This is a genomic window from Sphingobium sp. MK2, assembly GCF_040170545.1.
In the GTDB taxonomy this organism is placed as follows: Bacteria; Pseudomonadota; Alphaproteobacteria; order Sphingomonadales; family Sphingomonadaceae; genus Sphingobium.
The window spans coordinates 30,725-55,597 of sequence record NZ_JAZDXA010000033.1; the positions used below are offsets into that span (position 1 = coordinate 30,725).

Here is a 24,873-nt window from a genome sequence, read left to right on the forward strand (position 1 = left end):
CGATGCTCACCAAGTGCTAACCTGTCTTGTGTCAGGCACGTTCCGCCATGATCCGCGCGAGTATCTCGCCTGCCCGTTCGGGCGGTAAAAACAATCTGGTCTTGAAAGCGACGACCTCCGTGAATGCGCCACAAGCCTTCAACCAGGTCCGATCCTCTGGCCGATAGTCCCGTATTTCGAGGCGCGGACTGTCGTTGACATGAACCCGGGCAAGCCGTGCCGGACCGAGACCTGGAATCGACACTCCGCCGGCGGAACGCGCACCTTCGATGATTTCGACGGGACCAAGAGCTGTCGTGCCATCAAGGCCAAACTCCCTTTCGATCCGTTCGAGCGCGACTGGATGGATAATGCGCCCCAGGATTGAACTGCCCACGCCATCATCGATCCGCCACACGCGCACGTCATCTTCGGGCAATTTATGCCATACTGGCAGCAGCAGGCCGGTGGCCATGGTGATGGTTTCGACCATGAGATTTTTCACCGCTTCGGCGACTTCCTGTTTCCACAAGACCTGGAATGCGTCGCGATCGATCTGGTGCCAGTGGCTGCCGCTCAAGGCCGCAACAACCATGCGCGCCTGACCGGTCGGACGAATGAGATAGCAACGTTCGATCCATTCGCCTTCTTCGTCCTGTCCCGGCCAGGTCGGCATACACAGTGCGACCCGACCGGAACGGCCATTATGGAGCCACGCGATATTGTCGGTGTCCTTGCAGACGAGTTGCAGCGCAGCCCAACTGGTAACCGGCGGGCGTCGGTGCAGTTTCAGCCGCAAAAGCCTTGTCTCGGCACCGGTCACAGGATCTGTGCGCAGGAGCCGGTCAGACAAAAGTTGGACTTTCTCGGCGCGGATCGTCTCGATGCCCAGGTCAAGCGTGCCGGCAGCGCGCGCGGCCTCGACGCGGTCCTCGACCAGCCCCAGAAATTCCTCGAATATGCTATTCTGGGTCGCGATCCGCAGCGCCAAGATGCGATTGAGCCAGCGGTGAATAGGCGGCAGGCGTTCCAGCAGTTCCCCGCCCTCGTCGCAAAGTTCAAGACCCGTCATGGCCTGGAAGTCGGCGAGCGAGACGCTGCGGAGCTTGCCTTCATAGAGAAGATGGAACCATTGGACGAGCGCATCGCGGGCATAGTCCGATTCCAGGTTGTCGGAAGGGTCGAACAGATTCTGCGATCCCGTCTGGCGCTGCCCCCTGGTCAATGCCCCGAGCGCTTCCAGCCCGCGGATGATAGTGCTGAGGAAACGCCGCTCCCCGCGACAATCGGTGGTAAGCGGGCGGTAGACGGGTGGCGTAAGCTGGTTGGTCCGATGGCTGCGACCGAAGCCCTGCACCGCCGAAAGGATGCGAAAGCCAAGTTCCAACAGAAAATGCGTGCGGCGCTTATGTGCGCTCGAACAGCCCCGATCGGAATGCATGGATCGCCCCGTGCTACCGGCTAGGGAGAAGGCGGCGATGGACTTGCGGCCATCCTGAAACGCCTGAACCTCGAACAGATTGGCGCGCGCGCCACGCCTCTCGATTTTTTGTCGACCGGTGGTGTCGGTCACAATGCGTCGCGAGCGCCCCGTAATCTCGGCAACGCGGTCGGTTCCGAAATGCGCGATAAGTGCATCGAGCGCGGTCGGGATCGCGGGCAGCGCACATAGTTCCTCGATCAGTTCGTCACGTGCGGCTATCGCCTGCCGACAAAGCACCGGATGGCCTTGCGCATCGGTCATCGGTTCGGCGCGCATCGCGCCATCGTCGGCACGAAAGACCCGCATCTGGCGCACGGGAAAGCCATTCTTCAAATAGTCAATCAACGTCTCCTTTGGCGAAACCTGAATATCCATCATCGCCCGTTCTTGCGCGGAGAGTTCGGAGAGACGCCGATCCATGATGGCCTCGCCCGTGCTCGCAAGTTGTACCAGCACGGCGTTGTCCAAGGCCAGTTCCTGCTCGATCGCCTTGATGAGCGAGGGCATTTTCATGCTGACCAGGAGACTGGAAAAGAAGCGCAATTTCGCGGATTCAAAGGCGCTGAGGGCTGATCCCCGCGCCCGGGCGTTCTGGGTCTTGCCCGATATCCTGTCGACTATGCCGATCTCGGCCAGCACATCGCGCAATCCGCGATGAATAATGCTCCAGCTATCGGCATAAGCATCGTAGATCGAAATCTGATCTGGCGTCAGCGCATGCTCCAGCGGCTCATATTCAACGCCCGCAAAGCTCAACGCCCGGGCCGTGTAGAGGCCCATGGCCTTGAGATCCCGGCACACGACCTCAAGGGCTGCGATACCACCTTCTTCCATGGCCTTCATGAACATGTCGCGCGTCGCAAATGCAGTGCCTGGTCCCCAGAGTCCCAGGCGAACAGCATAGGAGAGATTGTCTGGCCTCGCCGCGCCCGTTGCAGACATGTAGAGAATGCGGGCACGCGGAAGCGCATTTTGGAGCCGGACGCCGGCCAGGCCCTGTTCCGAGCCTTGGGCTTTTCCGAAATCATTTTCGGTCCCGCCCGCGTGCGCCATGGCGTGAGATTCGTCGAAGACGATCACCCCGGCAAAATCCTCACCGGTCCAGTCCAGTAGCTGTTGCAGGCGCGAGGCTGTATCGTGGCGTGCAGAGCCCAGGGCGGCGTAGGTCAGGAAGATGATGCCGCTTTCCATCGTGATCGACGTGCCCAGCGGAAAGTTTGCAATGGGCTGAATATCGATGGCAAGCCCGCCCAGCGCCGTCCAGTCGCGGCGGGCGTCCTCGATAAGATCGGCCATGGAAATCCAGATTGCGCGCCGATTGGCCCGGTTCCACTGATCAAGAATGATGCCCGCCGCCTCGCGCCCCTTGCCCACACCAGTTCCATCAGCGATGAAAAAGCCGGTTCGATAGAGTTTGCCATCCCGGTCCTCGATCAGGCGATCACCGGCAAGGTTGGCCGAAAAGCAGCCGACAAGATCGCGTGCATGCGCTTCACCGGCATAAATGATGGTTTCAAGCTGCGCCTCTGACAACGCCCTGACCGCCCGGGTCTGGAGCAGGGGCTGATAGCGCGGCACCGGCAGGAACACCGAAGCCATGGCGATGGATTCGACAAGGTCATCGGGATGCCTGGAAACGCCATCGATAGCGATCCGGGCGGGCCGCCAGGCTGAATAAATGCCCACGGTCTCGCCGGGAGCAAGGGGCTCCTCCCGAACCGTGTAGGTGATAGGCCGCGCATCATTTGCCACCGCTGCCACCCGCGACGGCGGCGCGAGCCTTTGGACGCCTATAGGGGCAAAGAGACTTTTGGCCGGGATATTGATGACGGGTCGAGAGGGCAACAGAGCAACGGCTGGTGGCGGAACGTGAGGCGGCGGCTGGAGATCGAGCCGATCGGGGATGGCGAGGACAAGGGCCAGGGCAGCTTCGATGTCGCCAGCGACCTGGCGTTCCGGCTCGCCGACCCATCCTTTGTCGAAGACCAACAGTCGCACATCGATCCCCGTTCCATGTTTGGCATAGGGGCTACCCAATATGGTGATTTCGACGCGGGAAGGCACAAGCTCTGCGACTATATTGTAGCTCAGTGCCGCCGAGCCTTCGGGGGAAAAGCTCGTCGGCATGATAGCGACGCAGCGCCCGCCAGGTGCGAGGGAGGCGAGTGCGCCGCGCAGATGGCGCGCACCGGCATGGCGATCGATCCCGCGGCCCGTACTGCGGCTGAAGGGTGGATTGATCAACACCAGCGTGGGAAGCTGCTCGGTGGTCAGCAGATCCTGGATATGTTCGGCATCATGGCCCGTCACGATCTGGCCCAGGCTTCGGGACAGCAGGTCTGCGCGTGCGGGATCCTGCTCGTTGAGCAGCAGCCGCGCGCCTGCGCGTGCGCCATGGACTGCCAGCATGCCGGTGCCGGCCGAAGGTTCGAGCAGGATATCGTCCGAGCGGCAGCGCGCTGCCATGGCCGCAAGCCAGGCGAGGCTGATGGGCGTGCTGAACTGCTGGAGGTCGACCTGCTTTTCCGAGCGGTAGGTCTGGGTGGGCAGTGCCCGTTCAAACTGCCGCAGTCGCTGGAAGATATCGGCAGGCGTTCCTGCAAGAAGCGGGCTTTGCGGATCGGCGAGGTAAAGCACCTGCGCGGTTTCGAGCGCATCATAGGCATCGCGCATCGACCAGGCACCGGCCGCGTCATCCTCGCCGAACGCCTGGGTCATCGTGCGTTTGAGCGACTGGCGATTGATCATGCCGCCATTGCGCAGGCGGTGGGCAAGGGAACGGGCGACCGCGAACAGGCGCGTGGGCGCATCCGGGGACTGCGACAAGGCAAGTTGGGGCAAGGTCATGGGCACCTCATGCGAGAATAGGACAATCCGGCTCTCCCCTTCCCGCTCTCCTTCATTTCGTTCCCTGGATTGTCTGGGCGACAGATCAGAACCGGTGACGAGGGATCGGCGTGCGGCTATGGAAGGGCATGGCTATTCCACCCGACTATCTCGACGAACTCGACCGGCTGCTGCTTGACCAGGGCGAGGATTGCATGCTGCTGTCGCAACTGGACGGCTTCCTCACCGGAATCCTCGTCAGCCCCGATCTGCTTGCCCCCAGCCAATGGCTGAAGAAGATCTGGGCGGGTGATGACGGCACGGGCATGCTGCAGTTCAGCGAAATGGGCGGTCTGCAACATTTCACCGATCTCGTCATGCACCACTATCATGTCATCCTGGCCTGCCTGGACCAGCCGGGCAGCTTCGAACCGGTGCTGGAGATCGACACACGGTCGGACGAGACATTATGGGAGTTGTGGATCGAAGGCTTTGGGCAGGCGATGGATCTTGCGCCGTCTGGATGGCAGCGCATCCTCGAAGACGATGATGCCGGTTGCCGCGCCGCGATCGAGGGCATCCGCGAGCTGCGCGCGTTCGCCGATGGCACAGAGACGCTCTCTCTCACTGCGGAAGACCGATGGGATCAGGAAGCACCTGACCTGATCCCGATCTGGGTCGAAATGCTGCACCAGTGGCGGGTCGAAAATGACCCTGATCGACCGGCCACAATCAAGCGCCAAAAGACCCGGCGTAACGACCCATGCCCTTGTGGGTCAGGCGTCAAGTACAAGAAATGCTGCGGCCTGAATTAGACGATGGCGTACATCGGAGGGGACGGATCGGCCGTCTGGACGTTTCTTTGCGCCCCAGCAAACGGCAAGCGGCCTGCCTCACCTCGCTGAAGGCAACGGACGATCAACATCTGTCTGGCTAAAGTCGTCTCCGACGAACAGCAGCGGGCAATTCCGGTCCTTTGCGATCTCATCGGCGAAGCAGTCCCCAGGATGATCTCGACGCCAAAACCTGCGACAAGCCGACGCGCCTGTGTTTCACGTCACGCCGTCCGCTAAGTTCCAGGCATGCCGTCATCGCCATAGAGGAAATCCTGGCTATGCGCCGCATTCGGGCCAGTCGTCGCTTTGGCTCTGGCGGCCAAGCGCACCTTTTCCTGCAATGCGCGGCGGCCGGCTGGATCGGTCGGTACTGGGTCGGTTAATTGGCCTTTCGCATCAGATGCGGAAATATGCATGGGAGTTATCCCTGACTCTGTAGATTGATCGCAACTCTTACCATTGGCTGGTCTCAATCAAGGCGCAAGCCCTGGGGCCGGGAATGAATTCCCGGCCCCAGAGTTGCATTCAGGCGGCTTGCGCGAAGCTTTCGTCGCCCGCGCTGTTGCCTTCCTCGTTCACCCCGTCCGCAAGGTCGCCCTCACTATGGTCGGGCGAGGTCGGCGCGGCGCAGTTTTCCGGCGCGGCAAACCGCATTTCATCAGGCAGCCAGGCGAGCGCCCGTTGCTGGATCTCGGGCTCGATGATGACATCGCCACCAAATAGCCGCTCGGCCGACGCGGCCAGATCGTGCTTCTTCGACCCGGAATAACGCATGCGAAGTTCCAGTCCGCCAATCTCCTCGAACAAAGCGAGGATGCCGGGCTTGGTCAGCTTGTCGAAATAGGTGAGCGCCGTCGGCCGCCACCAGGCCGCGACATCGATACCCATCTTGCGCCCCAGATGATCGAGGAAGCCTGCCTCGCGGCGTCCTGCAGGAACCGCGTGAAGCGTGCGCGCGATCGCCCATCCCAGCCAGGCCGCGCGCGCTTCATCGGCGAGGGCGCAGAAGGCGTCATAGCGATCCGGAACAGTCTGGTGTTGGAGCCAGCTGCGATCGAGCGCCTCGTCGAGTTTCGTCCATTCACCGGCGGCAGCCGTTGCCGGCTTGAAGTCGGCGAGGAGTCGGGACGGCGCGGAGGCCCGCAGATCGCTCGGGATGTCAAAGGATCCCAGGCGGGATTCGCGGTCGACCATGATGAAGGTGCCCAGATTCAACGCGAACGCAGGATCGCTGGCGACGTGGACGGCCAAGAGCTCTGTCTTCATCATCGCCAGCATTTCGCGAAGGCGCTGGCTCATCGCCGGACGAGCGTCGCCGACGATGCTGTTATCCTGCATTTCGTCGCCGACGTCATCATCACCCTCGTCGCCCTCATTGTCGCTCTCGCCGCTCTCCTCATCGGAAACCGGCGCGACATAAAGCTGGTGATGGATTTGCGGCGTGCCATCGGCGGCGAGCACGACATAGGCGAGCGCAGACGCTTTCTGTTCAGCGTCAAGCACTGGCGCGCGTGCAACGATCATCGTTAGTTCTGCCTGAAGCGCGGCATAGCGCTGCTCCTCGTCATCATGGGGTTCATAATCCTCATCTTCGGTAAGGCGCTCGATGTCCGCGATCTCATCCTCAATCTCCTGCTTGCGCGCTTCCTGCTCGTCCGTGAGCGGCTCGGCAGCGCCCGTCAGTGGTTGCAGCGCATAGGTTTCCATATAGGGAATCCGAGCACCGGCGACGACGCGAACCTCTCCCAGGCCCTCACGCTCGCGGATCGCCTCAGCCTGAGCTGTGAGTTTCGCCTCGGCCAGTTCATCGAGGATATGGGTGTCGATCCAGCGCTCGTCGGCAGCGGTGGAAAACAGATCCGCGTCCTCCACACGGCCGCCAGCCACGATATAGGCATCCCGCCCGACCAACAGGGCCTTGGGATCGTTCGCCCGGTAGCTGTAGCCATTGAGCGCCCGTCGGATTTCATTGACGTTGTCGCGCGAATAGCTGTTGCGCAACGCTTCCCATACCGCAGTCTGGCGACCGGTGTCGGCAGTGGTCGCGTAGGCCTTGGCGATATCGAGGGTGATTTCATCAGCTTCAAGCGCCTCGAAGATCGGCTGGGCGAGGTTAGCAAGACGCAGGCGCCCGATTACGAAACGTTCCTCGATGCCGAAGCGCTTGGCGATTTCCGCTGTGCTGCGCCCCTCGACCTCGATCAGATCGCGAAATGCCAGGCAGTCTTCGGCAGGCGACATCTGAAGCCGATCGTAGTTTTCAGCGAGGCTGATTTCACGGCCGTCTTTCGTGTTGGTGAGAACAAGGACAGGCACCTCATGATCGGGCGGCAGCATCCCCTTCTCGATCAGGCGATGGATTGCATCGAGACGTCGGCCACCGGCCGTGATCCGATAATGGCCCTTTTTGCGGGACACCGGCACCCCGACGAGATTCTGGATGAGACCATGTCCAGCGATGCTGGCTTCGAGTTCCGCGTCAGCGCGCGGATCGGTCCGCTTGCGCACATTGACGGGCGACTTGGTGAGATGGGTTGCCGGGACGAGGATGGATGGCTTGGTCATGCAACAAACTCCGCAAAAGCTACGGCCCGCACATCGAACCGCGCATCCGGTCCCTTCCCCTCTCTCCTTTCGTTTGCGCCGTTTTGACGCGTGACGGCACGATGCCGTGGCGCTAGACACCGCAGCTGCATAATTTCAGGAGGAAGTTTATGAACAATTCCGAGCTGGCTGAAGCGCTCACTGCCGATCATGGACTGACCAAGGCGGATGCACGCAAACTCGTCGACGCCCTATTCGGCGTCATCGCCGACGCGGCGGCCAAAGGCGACCAGATTTCCCTGAACGGCTTCGGCAAGTTCAAGGTGAAGGACACAGCGGCGCGCGAGGGCCGTAATCCGGCCACCGGCGAAACCATCGCGATCAAGGCTTCGAAGAAGCTGACGTTCACGCCTGCCAAGGCGATCAAGGACCGGCTGAACGGTTGAACGGCGTCGGCTGCCCTGTTCCTGGCATTGCAGGGCAGCCCTTCGTTTCATAGTGATCAGGCAGCGCGCGGCCGGCCTTCCAGGACGTCCGCCCAATCATTGTTTGGCGGTGGTGGCCATGCGCTGATGATCTCCAGGCCAGGGCGTTTATAAGCAAGGCGCGCATTTTGGTTCGCCTTCCAACCGGCCGCATCCCTGTCGAACAGCAGGACGAGCCGATCGAGCCAGTCGGGCAACAGAATATGTCCGGCCCGTTCCGCCCCAAGAACCGCCCAAACCGGAATCCCATGCAGTTGCATCGCCGCCAGCGCGGTTTCGATGCCTTCGGCCAGGCCGAGGACCGGGCCGGGAGGTACAAGTTGTACTGCGCCGCGACCCGGACGCCCGAGCATCATACGGGGATCGGCCAGATCGCTTGCCCGGGTGGCGACTGTCGGATCGAGGAAGGTGCGGTGAATGGCGACGATCCCACGCCGCTCGCGCACGGCTGCGATCATTGCGGGCCGGAACACCGCGCTGCGGCCTCGTCCCAGCGGCGTGCGTGGATTATAACGCAAATCATGCCAGGGCGGCTTGAGCCGACGTTTCGACAGATAGGTTTGCGCGGGCGTGCCGGTGAGCTTTGCCGATGCGTCCCATATGCGCAGGGCGGGACCTGCCCCCGCTTGAGGCAAAGATAGGTTGCTCGACAAAGCCGAAATATGTCGCTCCGAATGGGGCGGGCGTAAATGCCGGATTGCCCGCAGGACGTCTTTCCTGTCGCAGCCTGCAAAACATTTGAAGAGTAATGCGCGCTCGCCGACGCGGATCGACAGGCTGGGATTATGGTCATCATGGGCCGGACACAGGCATAGGCCTCGATCTTTCTGCCATGTTCCGCCCAGCTTACGGCACAGGGAAGCACCCTCAAATTCCAGTTCAAGAGATTTCATCGGCGTCAGCCGCACTGGCGGATTGTCCCTCATGTCTCGTCGAGGGCCTGCGAGAGTATCAAAAGCGCCGATGCCAGTTCGCACTGGACCTCAGCAACTTCGAGACTCAGCCTGCGGGCTATCGCCGGATAGGCAGAACCCTCGACGCAATGGGCTAGGAAAACGGCGCGAGTTTGCTGAGGCAAATCCGCAATCGCGTTGCGGAGCTTCGTCATTCGCATCGAATCGCAGGACGCCAAGGCTTGCTGCTCCACCCATATCCATCCCCTGACCCACACGCCTTCAGGCGTCTCCTCGATATGGGGCTCGTCCGCATCGATGCGCAGCACCGGTGCGCCTTCCAGTTTGGTCATGGCGACTGCGACTGCTGGATGCGGCCCCGCGTCCAGTTGCGCTGTGATGGCATCGAGACGCTCCAGCAGATGCGCGCGACGCCGACGGCGCGAAGGCGGCCAGCCTCCGGTCACAAGATATGTTTTAATATCTTGCAGCAGAGCACGAATTTCAGAATATTGCATGGCAACCGGATCCCTCTGGGTTCTTCCGCTCGCCTTGCCTCCTCTCTCCTTCGCGAGGCTCGATCGCTGCAGAGCAGCGCCCGGCCGAACGTCTTGTATCCGGGGACCATGGGAGGGGTTCGTGAAGCGCCAAGCCTATCGCCAGCCATGACCCTCTAGCGTCGCTGCCGTAGCGTGACCGGTTCGGATTGCTTGCAAAACAATCTGTTAAACCCGATGCGGAACGACTATGTTTTCGAAAGGTTTTTGTTTGAAACAGAATGGCTGCAACCGGATACTGACGGCAAAATAAAATCGAATATAGTGATTTGAGAGGACGCCAATTCCGGTCGCCACGAACTGGCGAAGGGACACGCCCTTGAACGAGGAAGACTATTCAGACCGGCTTGAGCGGCTCAGCGCGCGTAAGGGCGATTGCCTGCGAGAAGCCGCCAAAGGCTTATCGTCCAAGGAGATCGGGCGGGCCTTGAACCTGTCCCCTCATACCGTGAACAACCATATTCTGGAAACCCGGCAGATACTTGGGAACGTGTCACGATGGAAAGCAGCCCAGCTTTTCGTGGACTGGGAGGCTGGCAAGGGGGGCAGATTATACCCCCCTATCCGATGACTATTCCCGGCAGAGCCCATTGGGGGTCAAATGCGTCTACCGAAACCAAGGCGGACGCACAGCCAGCGCAAGAGGAACTCGAGGATCTGTTCGCAGAAGGACAACGCCGATATGGCGTTCGCAAACAGCCCTCCTCCTTGCTCGACATCGTGCCGTTCCGCGCAGCCGGGAGGCAACGCAATGACCTGAACGGACCTTCCACCCTGATCGTGTTCGCGATCCTCACGCCCATGATGCTCTTTGCCGTAGGGGCCGGAATATCCCTGCTGTTGGTCCTTAACGACCTTGTGGCAAAATAGAGCGGCACATCCACAAATCCATTACCATGACCCGCCCTGATGGACGGGAAGGAGAAACCATGCGTGCTCAACGCCAATCCGTCGCCAAACATGTTGCTGAGCGTTTGTTCGCTGCCGAAGAGGCCATCGACATCGCAGCCGCCCGTATCGCCGAACTCAACGCGGCGCTGCCGCTCGCGCGGCTGGATGCCCGCCTCTCGGCCATGATCGGCCAGGACGCCATCCAAAGCTCCGCCTCAGCCATGCTGCTTGTTGCAGAAACGCGCGAGAAGATCGTCACCACCCACGCCAATCTCAAACATGCCAGTGACGCGATGGGATTGCCGGAGACCAGCTATGGCGACCTTCTGAAGGTGGCAAGGGCAGGGTCGTCCGCCCAGGGACAGCATCTCCGAGCGGTGTGATGCTTTCGTCGAGAGAAATTGACGGATCGGGACTTTTGTCGTTCCTCTACGTCATGACGCGACAAGTCCTGTTTCTGGCTCTTCTGCTTCTGAGCAGCGCCTGTGCCTTCATTAAGGGTGGCCAACCCGAGCGTATCGGTGCGGCCACCCTGCTAGGCGGCGCAAGCCTGACTGTGTTTGTCGCGTCTCCTTTCGGGATCCGGTTTCAGGGCGTCGAAGCCGGCATCCTGATCATCGATTTGCTGATATTGGGCATTTTCCTATGGCTTTCAATTCGGAGCACCCGTTTTTGGCCGATCTGGATCGCCGGGATGCTGGGCGCCGAAGTCATCATTCATGTTGCACTGATGATTGCGCCCAGCGTGGTTCCCCGTGCCTACATGCAGGCGCTGGCGGTATGGAGTTGGTTCGCCCAACTGGGCCTGATCATCGCCACCTGGCGGCATCAGGCACGATTGACACGTTTGGGTGCCGACGCGCCCTGGAAGAACTGATCGGCCTTACCTGTCCTGATCGTGCTCAGGAACTTTCCGAACGCCTCTTTGCCCGCTTCGGCTCTCTTGGCGAGACTGTCTCAGCACGTTCGGCGGCCAGGATCGAATTGCTGGACGGTTCGATCGAGGTCGAACAAACATTCCTCAGCTTCAGGCGTGCGATGACACAGATATTGAGGGCCCCGCTCATGCAGCGGCCGATATTATCCAGCGATCAGTTTGTGCTCGATTATTTGAGGTCGCAAATGGCCTATGACCCGATCGAGCGGTTTCGGGTTTTGTTCCTCAATGCGGGCAACGAGCTGATCGCGGACGAGGTGATGGGTGTCGGGACCGTGTCGGCCGTTCAGGCCTGGCCCCGCGAAATACTGAAGCGCTGCCTTGATCTGGAGGCAACGGCGCTCCTGCTTGTGCACAATCATCCCTCAGGTTGCCCCAAGCCATCGAGCGCCGATCGCAATCTCACAGCGAAGATCGCCCACGCAGCGCGCTGTTTCAATATCGTGCTTCACGATCATCTGATCGTTGCCCGCAACGGAACGATCAGCTTCCGAGGGGCCGGATACCTCTAGGTTTCCGGCCTCACGACTATCCCGGTATTGCCGCGGAGCGAAAGCATCCGTGGAAAGGAGGTCGATGCGATGACTTCTGTTGCCCATGAGCAGAATCAAGACGCCCGCACCACTGCGGTCGATCATGCACGCGCGACTGCCTGTCGATTGCTCATCGCTCTGGATGGGAAACTGGAGAAACTTATGGGCCGCGCCCTACTCTCCCGGGCCTATTGGCCATCGCTGCTAGTGATCTATCTTGCGGAACTCGAAGGGAAGACCCTCTATCAAACCGGGCTGTCGATCGCGGATGAAGAGCCCGCCGTCAATGCACATCGGCGTACCGGCAAACTCGTGGAAATGGGCATCCTCACTCGTGAACGGGACCCGCGCGACTATCGGCGAAAAAATCTGGCCATGGCACCTGAAATTCGCCTCCTGCTCGACGAGGCGATTGACGCCTTGTTCTTGCTGCCAGGACTGTCTGGCGATCAAAAATCTTTGCAACTGTCGGCAGCGGCCTTGATACGCGATGCCGGAATGCGGTACTATCCTGACAACAGTACCGATACTGGAGGATCTGTCATGGACATCGTTCGAGGAAAGATCATCGCGGGCGGGCGCGTTGCGCTCCCAGCGGATATGAGGCGTTCGCTCGGACTGCAAAATGGCGATACCGTGCTGATCGAGATGAACGACGAAGAGATCCGGATACGGCCAGCCCGATCTGCCCTCCGTCGGATTCAGGATCGGCTGCGCGCCTTCGCCCCGAGTGAAGGATTGGTATCCGAGGAACTGATCGCCGAACGGCGGGCCGAGGCGTCGAGTGACTGATAGGCTCTATGTGCTGGATGCGTCTGCGCTTCTCTCGTTGTTATTCCAGGAGCCGGGTGCTGATCACGTGGAAGCTCGACTTTCTCGCGCCCTGGTTTCAGCCGTGAATTATCATGAAGTGCTGGCGAAACTGATTGATCGCGGCGTCAAGCCGAACGAGGCAAGCTCCATGCTGGCGGAACTCGATGTCGATATCATCGCTGTCGATCGGGAACAGGCGAATATTGGCGGAGCTTTCCACGCTGCTACCCGTAGCGCTGGCTTGTCGCTTGGAGATCGCTCATGCTTGGCTTTGGCCCAACTCCATGATGGTGTGGCGGTGACAACCAATCAGGCATGGACCACGCTGGACATTCCCGTCCAGGTCGAGCTGGCGCGGTGATTGAAGAGCTAATATGAGACAGGATCGATGAAGACGGATATCAATCATCTCCCTGCCAACAAGCAGCGCGAACTCGACCATGTCGTCGAAATGCTTTTCCAGGGCTTCCGTGAAGCGACACAGGATGCCAAGGGCAGGAAAAAGTCTGCTCGCATCCTCAAGGTCATCCTTTTTGGCTCCTATGCGCGAGGCGACTGGGTCGATGCACCACTGGATGCGAACCAATTCAAATCCGATTACGACATATTAGTGATCGTCAATCAGAAGGAACTTGCCGATCGGGCCGCTTATTGGGCCGAGACCGAGCAGCGCCTCGTCGATGCCTATCTTGTCGAAAGGAGCATTCGGACGCCCGTCAATTTCATCGTGCACTCGCTCCAGGAGGTAAACGACGCGCTGGCCCATGGACGCGTCCTGTTCTCCGAGATCGTCAAGGACGGCGCAATCCTGTATCAATCAGACGATCGATTGCTGGCGTCGGCAAAGCCCAAGACGCCGGAGCAGGCTTATCTCGCAGCAAAAGAATATTTCGAAGAAATGTTTCCTGCTGGCATGAGGCGCTTCAACGTCGCAGAATTTGAGATCTCGCAAGGCTATCTTCGCGACGCAGCCTATGATCTCCAGCAGGCCACGGAACGGTTGTACCAATGTGTTCTGCTGACCCTGACTTTCTATACGCCATACGACCATAATATCATCTTTCTACGATCCTTGGCCGAAGGCCTCGACAGGAAGCTTTTCGATGTCTGGCCGCGCGGTACAAAGGCCGAACGTTCCTTGTTTCAGAAGCTCAAGGAAGCCTATCGCAAGGCGCAATATTCCAAGCACTTCAAGATTTCGCTCGAGGAACTTACCTGGTTGCAGGCGCACATCCAGACGCTCGGGGAATGCGTGCATGAAATCTGCACCAATCATATCGCCGAATTGAAAGCAGCTGCTGACCGGCTGGAGAGTTAGCCGATGGAGCAATTTCGCCCTGCAAAGGCTTGATCCGCCCTTCCTCCCTCGATAACATTGGCCGTACGGGTTGGAATGCTGGCAGCCACCCGCAGGATTATCCTGTCAGGTATTTCGACGTTCGACATACGGGTCGGACGGCCTACCTCCAAATCCTGGAGCGGAAGGTTCACCTCACACAGCTTCGCCCTCGCTCCGCGCGCGGGTCGGCACTGCCGTATGTGAGGAACCGTGTCTTCATGCCGCCGAAAAATATCGATCATCCGCGTGCGCTGACGGAGAATGGCACGCGCGAAAAAATCAGTCTGGAATTTGTCGATGTACGGCAGATTTATGAGGTCGAGGCACCGCGGCTCCGCCGCTATTTCCAGGCTCGCATGCATGCGGGTGATGACGCGGGCGACCTGGTTCAGGAATCCTTTGCCCGTTTGCTCGGATGCTTGGCCAAGACCAGCCTGCCAAGGCCAGCGGCCTATTTGCAGCGGATCGCGCGTAATCTGCTGCTCGATCGGCGCAAGCGTCTGGAGACGCGCCTTGCTGCATTCCACGTGCCGCTTGGCGAACAACATGACCCGGCGGTGGCGCCTGATCAGGCAGTTCGCATTGAGGTCGAGGACATGATGCATGCTTATCGGCGTGCACTCGGCGAATTGCCCGAAAGGACACGAAATGTTTTTCTGCTCCACCGGGTCGACGAACTGACATACAAGCAGATTGCCGGTCGGCTGGGCATTTCCATCCCAACCGTGCAATATCATGTCGCGCGCGCGCTTGCCCATATCGATGCAGCTTTGGAACAGGAATGATGGACGATACGCAGCTACCACGTCGTCATGGCAAGCTACGAGAAGAAGCCGCCGACTGGTTCGCCATCATGCGTAATACTGAAGAAGCGGATATCAGGCGCAAGGAATTCGAGGCCTGGCTGGCCTGCGGCGCGCTACATCGCGCCGCCTATAGCCGTGTCGCCGAAACCTATAGCGTAGGCAAACATCTGAAACAGGACGATGCAGGCGGCGGAGATAACATCTCGGAAGCCGTTCCGGCGCGCCTGCCCGCGACGCGATCGAGCGAGATACGAAAGCCCCTGCTGATTGCAAGCGCCGTTGCCTTACTTTCACTCTGCGCGCACTGGGTATTGGGTGTAGGCTTGACCAATCTTGCCGGGGTAGCCCAACCCCCTTTAGATGCATCGCTAGCATCCACGCGTGTACCATTGCGACTGGCTACATCCTCAGGTGAGATCCGTTCATTTCGGCTCAACGATGGATCTCTGGTCGCCCTTGATACGGATAGTCTTGTGTTCGTGCGCTATGATGCATCCCGACGGGACCTCCAACTTGTGCGCGGACGCGGGCGATTCACGGTCGCGCACGAAAACCGGCCATTCACTGTCCATGCCGGTCGAAGAACAGTTGTCGCACGCGGCACGATTTTCGATGTCGCGATCAGTGCCCGGAACCTCGTAAGAGTACACCTCATGCGCGGTGCCGTGGACGTCAAGGACCAGTCCCAATCGACAATCAGGCTTTCGCCGGGGCAGCAGCTGCTATTGTCGGCGACACCCAGGAGTTCCCCACAATTCGAAAAAGCGGCGATGGAGGATGCTCGATGGCCGGACGGCTTACGAGATTATACCGATATAAGGCTAGCCGACCTGTTTGAAGAAGCCAATCGCTATGCGAAAACTCCCCTGCTTGCCGCCACGCCAGAGGTGAGCGATATTCGGGTGTCCGGTAAATTTCGCATAACCGATACGCACCGCCTTGCCGGTAATCTGGCCGATCTGCTCGCGTTGGCGGTGATCACCAGTCCGGCCTCGATTTCGCTTGCGCGCGATTGTCCCACCAATTCCGGGAAAAATTGCCGGTCACCATCATAATCGGCTCGTCAACGTCGTCGTAGCTCCCATGGAGCCGGAAAACGAGCCGGCATGATGGGGGCGATGATGACGAATAGTCGAATGAGAACGTTCTGTTCAGCGATAGCGATGGCAGCCGCGATTGCCCCGATACCGACCATTGCTGCGTTGAATCATGGACAGGAATTTCAGCTGGAGCGGCAGGATCTGGCGAATTCCTTGGCCATGGTAGGCCGCTCGACCAATCATGAGATCATCTTCCAGCCACGATTGATAAAAGGACTACAGGCCCCTCCTTTGCGCGGCCACTATACGACGATCGACGCAATCGAAGCTCTGATCAAAGGAACGGGCCTCGAAGCTGTCGATCGTGACGGAGCTATACTTGTCCGGGAGCGACTTTCTGCAACAGAAAGTGAAAAAGGCGAGGATCGCAAAACCGCCATCATAGTGACCGGTACGCGCATTCGCGGCGGTCCATCTACTTCATTGGTCGCTACCATCAATCGTCAGGAAGCCTTGGCAGCCGGACAGACCGATCTTGGTCAGATCATCCGCGATTTACCGCAGAATTTCGCTGGCGGTCAAAATCCAACTTTATCTGCAGCCGGGCAAGGCGGCTTCACAAATGTTTCCGGGTCATCCGCATTGAATTTGCGGGGCCTCGGACCGGATGCCTCGCTGACTTTGTTTAACGGCCATCGCGTCGCCTTCGATGCCATTAGTCAGGGAATCGATATTTCATCGATCCCGCTGGCCGCGATGGAACGGATCGACGTCGTAGCCGACGGTGCATCCGCATTATATGGTTCCGATGCCGTTGCTGGCGTTGCCAACATAACCCTGCGACGAGATATCGACGGCGTTGTCACGTCTGCCAGGCTGGCAGCGGCAACTGATAGCGGCGCGCTGACGCAACAATATAATATCGTCGCTGGCTCATCGTGGCGCACCGGCGGGTTCATGGTGGCGGCAGACTATCAGGATTCTAGCCAGATCACCGCGCGTCAGCGATCCTACACCGCCAACGTCGCCCCCGATGCAACGCTCATACCCGCGCAGGACCAGATCAGCCTTGTGACAGCCGGTCATCAAGCAATCAATGATGCGATCGGTGTCGAGCTCGACGGTCATTACATGCATCGCTCCACGTTGCGATGTCTGATTGCAGTTGTTGCCTCGAGTTGTTACGCGCAAGGCAGCGTGGTTGAATCGACCGCTCAGAGCTGGTCGCTATCCCCAACGCTGAAAGTCGAACTGGCGGCAGACTGGAATACCCGCCTGTCAGGAACTTACAGCAGAAGTGATACGAAGGTCGTCACCGGCGTTTTTTCTGCGGGCAGGGAGACCTACCGAGCGCTGCCAGACTATAGCAATGAACTGAAGGCCACCGAAGTCGGCGCTGAGGGGCCTTTATTTTCGTTGCCTGGCGGCCAGGCGAGGTTGGCGGTCGGAGCTGGGTTTCGGTCGAACACCCTCACCATTGATTCACGTGCCGTTGTGGGCGGCGTTGAGACAACGACTGAAGCCCTCCGCGAAACCAGAGACGTGGCTTTTGCTTATGGCGAGTTATTCCTGCCCTTGGTGTCGCCTGCCAATGGCATCAGCCTCATCCGCAAATTGAATTTGATCGGCGCCCTGCGGTATGAAGATCATCATAATATCGATCGCGTAACCACACCGAAGCTGGGCCTGCTCTATTCGCCATTCGAAAGCGTCGAACTCAAAGGGAGTTGGGGCAAGTCGTTCAAGGCTCCCAATCTGTATCAGACCGGTCAGCTGACCAACGCACAGCTCGTTCCAAGCACACGATATAATCCGGCCCCTCCGACAAATCTCCCGGTCCTCTACCTTTTTGGAGGCAATCCGGACCTCGCACCCGAACGCGCAACGACCTGGACGACCTCAGTGGCGATTACGCCGGCCTTTATGGATGGGTTCAAGGCTGAGCTAGGATATTTCAATATTCGCTATCGCAATCGCATAGCTGCCCCCGTCGCTTCATCAGGAAGGGCATTCCAGCCTGTCTATAGCGGCTTCATTCAGTCCAACCCTGGTGCTTCGGACGTCCTTTCCGCGATTGACGGAATAACGGGCGTGTTTACGAACCTGACGAACAGTGTTTTCGACCCGACCACGGTTTCAGCAATACTCCGCAATTACCTGCAGAATATCTCGGTGCAAAAGCTGGAGGGCCTCGATTTCTCGGCAAGCTACCGTCGAGATCTTGGACCCTACGGGCAATTGTCGGTGAAAGGATCGGCGAGCTATCTTGACAGCATCCGGGAGATCGCCCCGGGTCTGCCATTGGTGGAGCAGGCTGGGATAATCTTCACCCTGCCGCACTGGCGTGGTCGACTTTTTGCAAGCTGGCAGCGGAACAATGTTATTCTGTCAGCCACCGCTACATATGTTGGGGAAACCAGGGACAATCGCCTTTCTCCGACCGTAAAAGTCGGTTCCTTCACCACGCTGGATACGGTGGCCATGATCCGCAGCAGCACTGAGGGCGGTCTGTTTGCCGGCGTCGAATGGCAGGTGGGAATTCAAAACATCTTCAATGCCAAGCCGCCACAAATTCGGGCCACCTACGCCGCCGAGGTACAGGCCGATTCTACAAACCACTCGCTTTACGGCCGGGTCGTCAATTTCACTCTGACGAAGAAGTGGTGATATGCGCTATTATCTTAGGGCTTCGCATTTGCTGGCGGCATCGGCTTTATGGATCACTAGCCAGCCCGCCCTGGCGGCCGATGATTGCAAAACGCTCCTACCGACGGATGGCATCAGCAGAGGTCCCGGCCCGGTAACCCCTGAAGCACTGGCGAGACTGAGAGACATCGGGCCAGCCCCCCGTCCCGATCGCAAACGTCCATTGTTTACAATTTCACCCGACAGTCGCTTCGTTGCTTTCCAACTACATCGTGCCGATCCGGGAGAGAACCGCTACTGCATTGGTCTGGTGGTTCTCCCACTTTCGCCCGTAGCTCGGCCAAAAATGTTGGATACCAGCACCGAACTGATCCGGGATGAACCGCCGCGATACGGCTGGGCGGCATTCCCTATTGGTTCGCCTGCACCAGTCACACCGCGCTGGGCACCTGATGGGCGATGGATTGCCTATCTCAAGCGTGCAGGAGGCAGGACACAAGTTTGGCGGGCCAGTGTCTCGTCAAACGACGCAAGGCAGGTGACCCGCGCTCTGGTAGATGTCGATGATTTCCGGATATCGTCTGATGGGCGCGCTATAATCTATGTGGCACGTCCCGATCTGATCACAAGGAATGCCGCAATCGACCGAGAGGGTCTGTCGGGATGGCGCTACGACGAGCGAGCGTTCCCTGTCCGCGGTGCCAGGCCACAGACACCTGACGCGGGACGCCATTATATCACGATGGACATAGACAGTGGCCTGGAGCGCCCTGCTTCTTCTGATGAGATCACCGACTTTAAGGCTCCCGCTTACCTCGGCCCCGACCAGATCGGTTACTCTGTGGGATTGTTGGGATGGGATGCCTATGCGGAACCCGCCGATAAGTCAGTATATCCACCAAGTTATCGGGTGATCGTTGAAAGGGATGCAGGCCGCCGGCAGATCTGCCCGGCAGATCTGTGCCAAACGGACAGATCCGTCTCCTTTTGGTGGTCGGGCGACGGCAAACGACTTCGCTTCACCAGAAAGGAAGGCTGGGCGGGCAGTCTGACGGCGATTTACGAGTGGCGTCCTGGCAGTCCCACGGTGCGGCGTCTATATCTGACAGGCGATGATCTGATTGAATGCGAGCCATTGGGCAATGACCTATTTTGCTTGCGCGAAGGATCACTCGCGCCAAGGCATTTTGTTAAACTGGGGCTAGGTCGCAACAAAGATCAAAAGATATTTGACCCGAATCCCGAATTTGCGTCACTCACTCTTGGCACTGTAGAGCGTATGAATTGGCGCAACAGCTTTGGTGTCCCCTTTTATGGTGACCTTGTCTATCCGGTCGGCTTCAACCCGGGACGCCGCCATCCGCTCATCATCGTTCAATACCGCACCAAGGGATTCCTGCGCGGCGGAATCGGAGACGAGGTTCCTATCCAGACATTTGCCAACCGAGGGTATTTTGTTCTTGTCGTCGACAATCTGACATATGAGGATATCGTCGGCAAGCAGAAGTCCGCCTCAGCATTAACTGCAGCCTTCAACCGCGATTTTGCGGGTCGCCGAAACATTCTCTCGGCGATAGAGGTCGCCACGCGATCTTTGATCGAACGGGGGATCGTAGATCCGAAACGGATCGGGATCACTGGCTTGAGCGATGGATGCACTACAGTGCAGTACGCTGCCATCCACAGCACGCTTTTCTCCGCTGGTTCGGTGTCAGGGTGCGGCTGGGAACCAGTGCAGGATGCATTCTTGGGACCAATAGTAGCGCAAAGCTATCACGATGGAGGATGGCCTCGCCTGGCGGACATAGATTCTAGCTTCTGGTCTCAAATATCGGTGATGGCACAACCGGGACGCGTGCAGTTCCCGATGCTGTTTCAAGCCGCAGACAACGAATATTTAGCTATGGTCGCAAGCCATACGGCTCTGACGCAAGCAAATATTCCAAGTGAACTCTATATCTTTCCCGATGAGGATCACATCAAATGGCAACCAACCCACCGTCTTGCGGTATATCGCCGCAATCTTGCCTGGTTCGATTTTTGGCTGAACGGTCAAAGACCTACGGACACCCAAGGTCACAGTGACGGGATCCGCTGGGAGGAGATGCGCAAAAAATACATTCGACATTGAAGTTCTGGAACGAAATAAGCGTTTCTGAGGGTCAAGTCCGCCATCACCCTATCGCGCAGACCAGGAATTGGTCCATGCTTCGGTATCCAGCAACGCCATCACTCGAGGGCAATCAAGCAACTCAAACTTTGCATTCGGCGCCATTACGCGTTCAACGGCTGCCCGATCAAGCAACCCGTGGCGGGCGAGATTTCCTTCCAGAAGGCGTTCGCTTATTGCGGCACGGTGACGAGCGATAAATCTCGCGACAAAGCCATCCGGGCTGCCCTTTCCGGATCGACCAGAGACAGGAGCAGGCAAGACGTCAGCAAACGCGCGCCGAGCAACAGCGCGGTCGATGCCTCCCTCGCACGCCCACCACGAGGGAACGCCCAGGCAGAATTCGATCACCGGTTGGGATAATAGCGGACTGATCATCGGTACCGCCAAGGCCTTATCACGATGCTCAATGTGATGCAGAGCACGCAAGATCATCGCTACATGACCCTTTTTCCCCAACGGTACCGTGTCGTGGGAATTCAGCCAGGGATGTTCTGGCAGAAGGCCGCGCTCGCTCTCCACAAATTCCCGACTAAGATAGTCTTCCGCACCGTTCCACTGAAGCCCTGTCGTCTTTGGGGAAATTCTAACAGCTTCCGCTACCACCTCCCAAATATTCGCACCGGTGATACGGCAAATATCGCGTGCGGTGGAGACCAAATCCAACGACCATCCCTCAGTCCTTAGCCGATCAATCAAAGGTCGAACCGAATGCGTGAGATAGAAAACATTGTCTCCTCCAGCACCCACGAAAAATGCGGCTGCTTGAGAAGTCGCGGCTGCGGCTCTTACTCTCTTGTTATAGGTCTGTTCGTGTGCTTTCCCTGAAGGGATGGGAAAGCCTGCAGCAACTGATTTATCCAGATCGATATCGTCTTCTGAATAGAAGTCTTCGATAAGTTCGGCATCAATAGCCTGACTGACATACCGGGCGTACGACCTCTCGTCGCCAACTGGATCGTCAGTAGCCAAGGTCAAACACGTAACCTTGGCGCTACTTCTGGCAAGGCATGCAGTTACAATGGATGAGTCCAGTCCTCCCGATAGACCAACCAGCGAGCGCGGAAAACAGGACCCCCACGCGCTTATGCTGGCCTGGACAACGCGCCTCAGCCCTTCGCTACGTTTCTTCCGATCGTCATCTCCGTCATAAGCGACATAGTTCCAAGGCCTCCAACTTTCTGTCCTGTTTATCTCGCGTCCCTCTATGATCAGCGAACATCCACTCAGAAGCTGCGATACACCGGAAATGGCTGTTTCTTCTGGTGGCAACTGGTGCCAATAGAGCGTCCTTCCCACTCCATTCCAGTTGACTGAAGGCGTGAGCAACCCGGTATCGATCAAGAGAGAGATGTCCGACGTGAGCGCAGCGATCCCGCTGGATGATAGATAGTAACAAGGCATTCCGCCGGATGGGTCGCGTAGTATTGTTACACGGTTAGAATTTGAAATTGCCGCAACATAGCTGCCCCAATAGTGTTCGATCAGACATTGGACCGGATCAGGCGCAAATCGAGCGGCATCATCAGATTTTAGCTCGCAAACCTGCTCAGGATATCCGTGACGGCGAAACAGCTTGCCTATGATCACGCCATTCCCTTGGGGTAAGAGTAGAACATCGGGTAATTGATCCGAGAACAGAATAATTCGGCCATGCCGCCAGACGAGAGGTAGCTGCGTTAGAGTCGCGATGTGCTGGATATGCTCTTGGCACCCTTCATCTTCGGCAAGGATGAGCAGGAGGTAGCGGTGCTTCATCACGCCACCATTATCGGCAAGAACATTCTCGCACGGTCCGGTTTTTCGTTGAGTATCGTGCTTCCTTTCTGTACCCAGCAATGGGCTGCGAAGGGATCCGCCTGAACGCCGATCACCAACATTGTCGGCAACCCCTGCCTGCGGCAAGTGACCGCGAGTGCCAGCGATCGCGACAGGCAACGGTCATGGCTACCAACGATCAGATCGGCATATTCGAATGAGCGGGCGATTTGCGCCAGCTTCGCATTGTGTAACTCCGAAGACCCTTTATCCACATGATCGGCCAATGCGCCAAGTTGTTCGATCATCCGGGCAAAGGACCAACGCTTGGCTCGCCTCAACCACAACAAACGAGACCATATTGCCGCGATGACGGATGTAAGCGGCGGGTGCGCGTGACCAACATCGATTTGCGTGGTTGGTGGGGTGACTTTTGCGGAAATCGTCAGTTCGGGGTCAGGTCGCTGAGGCAGCGTAACGAAAATGCCTTCATTTATCAGCTTCTGGAAATGATCGAGATCGTCATCAGCAGGCTGCGCACCAGATGCCCAACGCGAAAAGCTTTCATGGAAATGTGGCGGCAATGAAAAATAGCGACCGATCGCAAGGTCCAGCAGGATCACGCGATCCACCGATATGCAAAAGCTCAATCCAGGCCGAAGACCGAAATACATGACCTATTTCCTCCGAACAGCGAAAAGCACGCGGGCCGGTATGGCCCGCGTGCCCGGATTTCAGTCGTCCGAGAGTCCAGGGACAAGCTGCTGACCGCCGATCCCGTCGCTGTTGTCGAAACCGGGTCCCTTGGTTTCTTCCGCGACGGAGCCGAGGTCGATCAGCTCGGATCCAACATGTTCTTCGCGATTCATAATAGCCTCCATTCTGAAATCAGCTGCACCATTGCAGCCAGATTGATTTTACGATGAAGAATGGAGAATGACCGAACTTATAAGGTATCGGGCATGTAGCTATTGCGTACTTGCGCGCATTTCTGCTATTTTTATGTCGATTCGTGATTATAGCTTGCTGATTTTATTGTTCATCCTAGCGACCTAAGTGAATCGGATATCTTTTCAGCGCGACGCATCCGCCGGCGGTGATAGGCGCGTAGAACCGAAAAACGGTTCAGACCTGAACCACAATTGATCGCCGCCGTAATCTGCTGCAGCTCCATATCAAGATTGTCCATAACAAGATGCTCCCGGAGTCGTATGGCTTGAAGACGATCGTTGGCGGCGTGGAGGGAGCGGGCATGTTCACGATTAACGGCTTGATCAGCCAGCGCCCTGAACAGTCCTGTGGCGGCTCGCGCGATTTTCTCCCCTCCAACAATATCCCGCAGAATCCATGGCTTCGGTGTTAAAAGCTCGGTCGGCATCTGCACCTTGATAAGGTGACGCACGAGATGGTCGTGCCAGCTGTAGAGATCCCGGACCGCGGCAGGCGTTGCGATCGGAACCCTAAATCCACCACCGGTGCCGATTTCGAGAAGATGTTCACCCACAAGACGCTGCGCTGCGTCTCTGATCGGCGATATGGATACACCATATTCGATCGCGACAACGCGTTCGATAATCGCCCTTCCAGGCGAGAACCGTCCCGACAGAATATCGGTCTTAAAAAGGAGATAGGCACGATCCGCCGCGACTGGTTCGGGAGACATGTCTGCCCCGCCAGAGCCTAGCGGCTCCCTCCCAGCAAGGATCGCTGGGTGATCCGCGTAAGGATAGCAGACTGATGCCGTACTACGACCTCAAGCATCTCACGCTCAAGGTCCCAAAGATCGTCCTGCATCAAAAGTTCTCTGGGTATCGGCATGTCATGCTCCACGGCCAGTAAAGGAATGAACAAATGCAGTGTCGTCATGCGCAGCGCGTGCGCACAGCGGATATGATCCTCAATCATCGAGGTTTCGACGCCTGCTTCGATTTCGCGGACCCAGCGTTCACTGCGCCCGATACCGCGCGCCATGTGCCGTTGCGTGATACGGTCCCGGCGGCGGCGGCGTTCGATGAGCTTTCCGGAAAGCTCCTTGATCAACGACAGGGCCTCACTACCCGTCATTTTCGGACTTTGAAGCGTCATCTGCAGGTCTCCCCGGCAGCGGCTCAAAACTCCAACCACATCGCTGTAACGGTTTTTGTTGTAAATTAATCCGTTGGTCAACGGATATTGGTATCGTGATCGAGAGTAATTTTACATCGCACATCAGTAATACTGTCATCTGCGATAGTGTTTGATGACCTATCTCGCTGAACGCTTAATCTTGTCGAGCATGAGGTGATAGCTTCTCAATATGAGAACATCTTCAGCGTCCCGCATATGCAGGAGGGCCGC

General features: G+C 58.1%; 24 protein-coding genes. 14 read left to right on the plus strand and 10 right to left on the minus strand.

Annotated elements, in window-relative coordinates; translation table 11 throughout:
• Positions 1-31 precede the first annotated feature (31 nt).
• Positions 32-4,309, minus strand: coding sequence for a strawberry notch-like NTP hydrolase domain-containing protein (locus tag V2I08_RS14400; RefSeq protein ID WP_349635741.1), 4,278 nt, complete (start codon positions 4,307-4,309; stop codon positions 32-34).
• Between the two features lie 128 nt (positions 4,310-4,437).
• Between V2I08_RS14400 and V2I08_RS14405 the strand changes: the two genes are divergently transcribed.
• Complete coding sequence (locus tag V2I08_RS14405; RefSeq protein ID WP_349635742.1) at positions 4,438-5,103, plus strand: UPF0149 family protein; 666 nt, start codon at positions 4,438-4,440, stop codon at positions 5,101-5,103.
• A gap of 254 nt (positions 5,104-5,357) precedes the next feature.
• Here V2I08_RS14405 and V2I08_RS14410 read toward each other — a convergent pair whose 3' ends face one another.
• Positions 5,358-5,540: a hypothetical protein gene (locus V2I08_RS14410; RefSeq protein WP_349635743.1), complete on the minus strand. Its 183-nt coding sequence runs from the start codon at positions 5,538-5,540 to the stop codon at positions 5,358-5,360.
• Positions 5,541-5,649: 109 nt separating this feature from the next.
• Entirely contained in the window at positions 5,650-7,689 is a 2,040-nt protein-coding gene (locus V2I08_RS14415) for a ParB/RepB/Spo0J family partition protein (RefSeq protein ID WP_349635744.1), read from the minus strand.
• 149 nt (positions 7,690-7,838) lie between these two features.
• On the opposite strand from V2I08_RS14415, the gene V2I08_RS14420 reads away from it, so the two are divergent.
• The gene (locus V2I08_RS14420; RefSeq protein WP_349635745.1) at positions 7,839-8,114 is read left to right on the plus strand and encodes an HU family DNA-binding protein; all 276 of its coding nucleotides are present in this window, start codon (positions 7,839-7,841) and stop codon (positions 8,112-8,114) included.
• A gap of 56 nt (positions 8,115-8,170) precedes the next feature.
• Here the strand turns inward: V2I08_RS14420 and V2I08_RS14425 are convergent, their stop codons facing one another.
• Positions 8,171-9,079 (minus strand): toprim domain-containing protein, encoded by a 909-nt coding sequence (locus V2I08_RS14425; RefSeq protein ID WP_349635746.1) that lies wholly within the window; start codon positions 9,077-9,079, stop codon positions 8,171-8,173.
• Positions 9,076-9,564, minus strand: a complete 489-nt coding sequence (locus tag V2I08_RS14430) for a sigma factor-like helix-turn-helix DNA-binding protein (RefSeq protein WP_349635747.1) — start codon at positions 9,562-9,564, stop codon at positions 9,076-9,078. The genes V2I08_RS14425 and V2I08_RS14430 overlap by 4 nt, the downstream gene beginning before the upstream one ends.
• Before the next feature lie 358 nt (positions 9,565-9,922).
• Between V2I08_RS14430 and V2I08_RS20610 the strand changes: the two genes are divergently transcribed.
• The 12 genes from V2I08_RS20610 (at position 9,923) to V2I08_RS14485 (ending at position 20,739) form a co-directional block, all read left to right on the plus strand.
• A complete protein-coding gene (locus V2I08_RS20610; protein WP_405053654.1) occupies positions 9,923-10,174 on the plus strand; it encodes a helix-turn-helix transcriptional regulator in 252 nt (83 codons plus the stop codon).
• Positions 10,102-10,473: a hypothetical protein gene (locus tag V2I08_RS14435; RefSeq protein ID WP_349635748.1), complete on the plus strand. Its 372-nt coding sequence runs from the start codon at positions 10,102-10,104 to the stop codon at positions 10,471-10,473. Before V2I08_RS20610 ends, V2I08_RS14435 begins: the two co-directional genes overlap by 73 nt.
• A 59-nt stretch (positions 10,474-10,532) precedes the next feature.
• A complete protein-coding gene (locus V2I08_RS14440) occupies positions 10,533-10,877 on the plus strand; it encodes a hypothetical protein (RefSeq protein WP_086486290.1) in 345 nt (114 codons plus the stop codon).
• A gap of 53 nt (positions 10,878-10,930) precedes the next feature.
• Complete coding sequence (locus V2I08_RS14445) at positions 10,931-11,371, plus strand: hypothetical protein (RefSeq protein ID WP_349635749.1); 441 nt, start codon at positions 10,931-10,933, stop codon at positions 11,369-11,371.
• Positions 11,275-11,943, plus strand: coding sequence for a DNA repair protein RadC (locus V2I08_RS14450; protein ID WP_349635750.1), 669 nt, complete (start codon positions 11,275-11,277; stop codon positions 11,941-11,943). Before V2I08_RS14445 ends, V2I08_RS14450 begins: the two co-directional genes overlap by 97 nt.
• 69 nt (positions 11,944-12,012) lie before the next feature.
• Positions 12,013-12,756 carry an AbrB/MazE/SpoVT family DNA-binding domain-containing protein gene (locus V2I08_RS14455; RefSeq protein ID WP_349635751.1) on the plus strand — a complete coding sequence of 248 codons (744 nt, stop codon included), beginning with the start codon at positions 12,013-12,015 and terminating at the stop codon, positions 12,754-12,756.
• Positions 12,749-13,138 (plus strand): type II toxin-antitoxin system VapC family toxin, encoded by a 390-nt coding sequence (locus V2I08_RS14460; RefSeq protein ID WP_349635752.1) that lies wholly within the window; start codon positions 12,749-12,751, stop codon positions 13,136-13,138. The genes V2I08_RS14455 and V2I08_RS14460 overlap by 8 nt, the downstream gene beginning before the upstream one ends.
• 27 nt (positions 13,139-13,165) lie before the next feature.
• Positions 13,166-14,095, plus strand: coding sequence for a nucleotidyltransferase domain-containing protein (locus tag V2I08_RS14465; protein WP_349635753.1), 930 nt, complete (start codon positions 13,166-13,168; stop codon positions 14,093-14,095).
• Between the two features lie 239 nt (positions 14,096-14,334).
• Entirely contained in the window at positions 14,335-14,901 is a 567-nt protein-coding gene (locus tag V2I08_RS14470) for an RNA polymerase sigma factor (RefSeq protein WP_349635754.1), read from the plus strand.
• Positions 14,898-15,977 carry a FecR domain-containing protein gene (locus tag V2I08_RS14475; protein WP_349635755.1) on the plus strand — a complete coding sequence of 360 codons (1,080 nt, stop codon included), beginning with the start codon at positions 14,898-14,900 and terminating at the stop codon, positions 15,975-15,977. The genes V2I08_RS14470 and V2I08_RS14475 overlap by 4 nt, the downstream gene beginning before the upstream one ends.
• A 108-nt stretch (positions 15,978-16,085) precedes the next feature.
• Positions 16,086-18,629, plus strand: coding sequence for a TonB-dependent receptor domain-containing protein (locus tag V2I08_RS14480; protein ID WP_349635756.1), 2,544 nt, complete (start codon positions 16,086-16,088; stop codon positions 18,627-18,629).
• Position 18,630: 1 nt separating this feature from the next.
• The gene (locus tag V2I08_RS14485; protein ID WP_349635757.1) at positions 18,631-20,739 is read left to right on the plus strand and encodes an Atxe2 family lasso peptide isopeptidase; all 2,109 of its coding nucleotides are present in this window, start codon (positions 18,631-18,633) and stop codon (positions 20,737-20,739) included.
• Positions 20,740-20,787: 48 nt separating this feature from the next.
• Here V2I08_RS14485 and V2I08_RS14490 read toward each other — a convergent pair whose 3' ends face one another.
• From V2I08_RS14490 to V2I08_RS14510, 5 genes are all read right to left on the minus strand, one after another.
• On the minus strand, positions 20,788-22,536 hold the full coding sequence (locus V2I08_RS14490; RefSeq protein WP_349635758.1) for an asparagine synthase-related protein: 1,749 nt from the start codon (positions 22,534-22,536) through the stop codon (positions 20,788-20,790).
• Positions 22,536-23,210 carry a lasso peptide biosynthesis B2 protein gene (locus tag V2I08_RS14495; RefSeq protein WP_349635759.1) on the minus strand — a complete coding sequence of 225 codons (675 nt, stop codon included), beginning with the start codon at positions 23,208-23,210 and terminating at the stop codon, positions 22,536-22,538. Before V2I08_RS14495 ends, V2I08_RS14490 begins: the two co-directional genes overlap by 1 nt.
• Positions 23,211-23,270: 60 nt before the next feature.
• The gene (locus V2I08_RS14500) at positions 23,271-23,405 is read right to left on the minus strand and encodes a benenodin family lasso peptide (RefSeq protein WP_161600418.1); all 135 of its coding nucleotides are present in this window, start codon (positions 23,403-23,405) and stop codon (positions 23,271-23,273) included.
• A 170-nt stretch (positions 23,406-23,575) separates the two neighbouring features.
• On the minus strand, positions 23,576-24,199 hold the full coding sequence (locus V2I08_RS14505) for a GntR family transcriptional regulator (protein WP_349635760.1): 624 nt from the start codon (positions 24,197-24,199) through the stop codon (positions 23,576-23,578).
• A gap of 17 nt (positions 24,200-24,216) precedes the next feature.
• A complete protein-coding gene (locus tag V2I08_RS14510) occupies positions 24,217-24,702 on the minus strand; it encodes a transcriptional regulator (protein ID WP_349635761.1) in 486 nt (161 codons plus the stop codon).
• Between the last annotated feature and the right edge of the window lie 171 nt (positions 24,703-24,873).